Raw genomic sequence first — 4,178 nt, forward strand, 5'->3', positions numbered from 1 at the left:
TATCCACATTAAAATCTTATACTTTCCTATACGACAAGAAAAAAAGCAATGTGATCCAGCAGTGTATTCACGTCTGCTGGATCACATTGCCTTTTTTCGCCTCTTTTTTATCGGTATAGAATGCTTTTCTACACTTAAGTTCTCTACGAATTTTATATACCATTTTGAATTGTATCATTGGGCATTATTCATTAGCGATTGAAAAGAACAACTATCATACCCAAATCGTTTTAGCTCGAGCACGACCATCCAATAAATTAAAGAAAATAAAATTTTATCTGTATCGGTTTATCCGAGGAGTTTCAAAGATCCTCACATTTGATACCGTAGGTATTCGGTATTTTCACAGAATAGAACAACGCTCGAATCAATTATCATTATTATGAATGAAGTAATTGAATAATTTTTAAAACGCGCTTATGGGGCGTTCAATTTGTGTGCTTATTTTTAAAAAATACATAAAAACAAGTATTAAACGAGCTTGTTTGTCTATATTTGGCACTTCCAAAATTTTATTTACGTAAAAAGGGTAAATTCAAATATCTAATCTAGGTAAAAACTGACTTTATATACGAGGTGGAAAATAACAAACCTCTTACAGCACCAATAAGGAGGACAAAGGCATGATCAAGAAATATTTACTCTTATTTTCAACAGTTAGTATAGGGCTTGCGGGATGTGCACAAGTGGAGAATGCACCAGCAGAAGAAGCAGTGGAAACCCCTCCTATGGAAGAGACGGGCGAGAATGCAGTTGAAGAAGAAACGCCTGAAGAATTGTTTGAGCAGGTTCAAAACAATGCCCCTACACAAGAGCGGTTAGACGCTTTGGTCGACATTGCTATGCATTACTATTGGCATGGTGGAGACCTCAATGTTGCGGAAGAAGAGTTTTTCCAAGGCATTACACTGCACGGAGATTATGATATAGTTGAAGAATCTTTCAGACAAGCAACGATTATTGATCCCCTAGATACGGATTTGAAGAGGTCCTTAGCGGCTGCACAAATCTTACAAAATGATTTGCCTGAAGCTTTAAATACATTAGAAGAAATTCAAAATATCGATGAGGAAAACTTTGAAGCCACTTTACTTCATGCTGTTTACTCGAGGGTTTCTGGCGACGATGAGGCATTTGAGGAAGGCTTTAATCGGTTAGCTGAAATGGATGAGGAACGAGCAGATGACTATCAGGCATTAATGGATTCGATTGAGGAAATTAAGGACACAGAGTTCAATACTGAAGCTCCAGATACCTTGCCAGAGGAGAACCATACGTTTATCACGCTTGGTTACGCCTTATCAGATGAAGGTGAGATGGAGGAAACTTTAATTGAGCGGTTGAATGTAACCTTAGAAGCAGCGGAAGCTTATCCTAACTCGCATTTGATTGTAACAGGTGGTGTACCCAAAGCTGGAAACACTGAGGCCGAATTAATGGTCGAGTGGTTAATAGATAATGGAATTGATGAAGAGAGAATTTCTCGAGATCCATTAGCTACCGATACCGTGGAGAATGCCCTGTTTTCTATGGATATTGTTCAAAATGAAGGATTCGAAGATATCACGTTGATTACAAGTGCTAGCCATATGCGAAGAGCATTAGTGACATTTAACGAAGCCAACCGACTGTTGCTTGAAATGGCAGACGAGGCTACTCAAAGAGAGTTTACTAACATCGTCTATATGGATTATGACAGCGAAGAAGAAGCGTATGAGATAACAACGGAAGAAGATATGTCCACACATAGAGATGCCTTACGGACATCGGGCATTTGGCAATTTCCAGGTCGACAAAGATAAAGTATAAAAAATCAAAAAAACCGTTGGCCTCCTTAGCGATAGGAAGTCAACGGTTTTTGATTTTAAGTGGTTAATTATTTATAGAGAAACTGAGCGGCATCCGCACCTTCTTCATGCAGTTCAATGCGTTCATAATCTTCATAGTAGTCAACCGCATTTGGCGAGCTGCTGAAGAGAACATTACCGGCTGGTTCAAATGGCGCAATCGTCCAGTTTTGATCGGCCTCAAGATCCAGAGGACCCTCATGATCAATTACATAATCAATGATAATTTGACGATTTTCCGTTTGCGTCTCTAAAGCGATAATGACATCCTCATCCAATTCATCGCCAAATGCTCGGTAGTTGTTTGTCGCCACATAGAAACGGTCCTCACTGTCGACGGGTTCCCCTTCATAAGTTAAATTCTGCACCCGGTTGCCGACTTCTTGCGTGACGTCAAATTCATACGTGACATTGGCAATGGTATCAAAGTTAAAGCTGGGTTCTTCTTCGTTGACCAAGTATTGATCTTCTTCATTCTCTGGGTCAATTTGATTGAAGTTTAAGGCAGAAAACTCGAGCCAGTTTTTCAATTGATCACCATTCACTTCGACAATCACTAAGGTGTTTGGAAAGACATAGACATCATTTATGTCTCCAATGGATATTTCACCTTCGCTGACATAGGTGTATTCGCCGCGTCGTCCGGCACGGAATGGCGCAGCTGCTGACAGAATCGGGAGGTCTTCTTCAAGTTCCCCGTCTTCTTTTAACTGTTCAGTATATGCTAGCTGCGCATCATTGATGAGCTGAACCACTTCATTACTTTCCACTCTTGCAAAGTAAGTATGGATCGTTTCAGCGAGCTCACCGACAGGGCTGTTGACGAATTCGACGGTTTCTTCATGCACCTCCTGGGCGATTTCTTCAATCGCTTCGTGGGACTCAGCCTCTTCCGTGCTGCGAATTTCAGAAGCGCTCGATTCAACGATCCATTCTCCGTCTTCAAACGTTAAATCATAGCTTAAAACACCTAAGTGCGATCCCCACGAGCCGGGCATAACCGCTTGCACACCATTAATGGTTCCTGCCTCAACATCTACCCCTTCAATAGCTTCATACTCGCCTTCCATTGGAAAGTGACGGTGGTGGTGTCCGAGAATCATGCCATCGATGCCTTCAATTTCACTTAAAGGAATCGCCGCATTGTCACTTTGATCGTCGCCATCATCAATTCCAGTATGGGCCACCGCAATGACTAAATCTGCCCCTTCATCGATCATTTCTGGCACATACATTTCAGCTGCGTCTACCATCTCAAGCACTTCAACTTTGCCTTCGAGATGTTGAGCATTCCAGCCCATAACTCCAGGCGGTACAAATCCTATCACTCCCACTGTTAGTGGGTTGCCGTTTATTTCATCTTCAACAAGTATATAAGGGTCATAAACGGGCGTTTTTGTTCCAGGTTCCACTACGTTTGCTGATAACCACGGAAATTCTGCATCCGCAATTGTTTCATCTAAAAAGTCCAGGCCAAAATCAAACTCATGATTGCCGAGTGTGGCCGAGTCGTACCCCATTTCATTCATGGCTTCCATGATGACATGCGTTTCATCTTCGGCTACGGGATTGATTTCTACTTGCGTGTCTCCAAGAATACTTCCTTGAATGGTATCGCCGTTGTCGACAAGCAAAGTGTGGTCGAATTCCTCGCGGGCTTCCTCGACCAATGTATATACCTTCGAGAGCCCGATGGATTCATCAACTTCATCGTTCATATAATCGTAAGGCAATAGATGCGCATGAATATCTGTTGTTCCAAGGATAGCTAAGCTGATGGTCTCTGAAGACTCCGTATCTTCTGCTGGTTCGGTTTCTGTTGGCTCCGTCGTTTCGACTTGTTCCTGGTCTGGGTCTTGCTCCTGTGTGGCCTCTTCGTCAATGTCCGTATCAGTTCCTGCACAAGCAGAGAGGAGAGCGACAGAAGTGAGCAGCGTGGGCAAAATTGGAAATAATTTATTATTAAGCATGTAAACCTCCTAATGGAATAAAATAGCCTTTGACTGTTTTCTATAAGATGTACTCGTAAACAATGGAATTTTATCTGTCCCCAACTTTCATATTATAATTTGATAACGTTTTTAATATCTGTAATAAGTATAGCAAGAACAGATTTATAAGTAAAGGTTTTTTGAATTTACCCAAAATTCTCTAATTTAAACTCAAGTTTCGCACCCCTAAGAACTCCGTTCTATCCTTTACATTATAAGGATTATTTAGATTAATCAGCTTAAAAGTAAAGAAAAAGACAGCTCTCTTTGGTAAAATGTGAGTACCACTACCAACATTCCAAGGAGAGATGTCTTATGGCTAACATTTTACCAAATAATT

Annotated in this window: 2 protein-coding genes; one reads left to right on the top strand and one right to left on the bottom strand. The window is 41.2% G+C overall.

What is annotated here, in order from left to right:
• Positions 1–623: 623 nt before the first annotated feature.
• Positions 624–1,802: an ElyC/SanA/YdcF family protein gene (locus ABFX15_RS02345; RefSeq protein WP_346023923.1), complete on the top strand. Its 1,179-nt coding sequence runs from the start codon at positions 624–626 to the stop codon at positions 1,800–1,802.
• A gap of 74 nt (positions 1,803–1,876) precedes the next feature.
• Here the strand turns inward: ABFX15_RS02345 and ABFX15_RS02350 are convergent, their stop codons facing one another.
• Complete coding sequence (locus tag ABFX15_RS02350; protein WP_346023924.1) at positions 1,877–3,817, bottom strand: bifunctional 2',3'-cyclic-nucleotide 2'-phosphodiesterase/3'-nucleotidase; 1,941 nt, start codon at positions 3,815–3,817, stop codon at positions 1,877–1,879.
• Positions 3,818–4,178: the final 361 nt, after the last annotated feature.

The organism is Alkalibacterium indicireducens, assembly GCF_039522005.1.
Lineage (GTDB): Bacteria > Bacillota > Bacilli > Lactobacillales > Carnobacteriaceae_A > Alkalibacterium > Alkalibacterium indicireducens.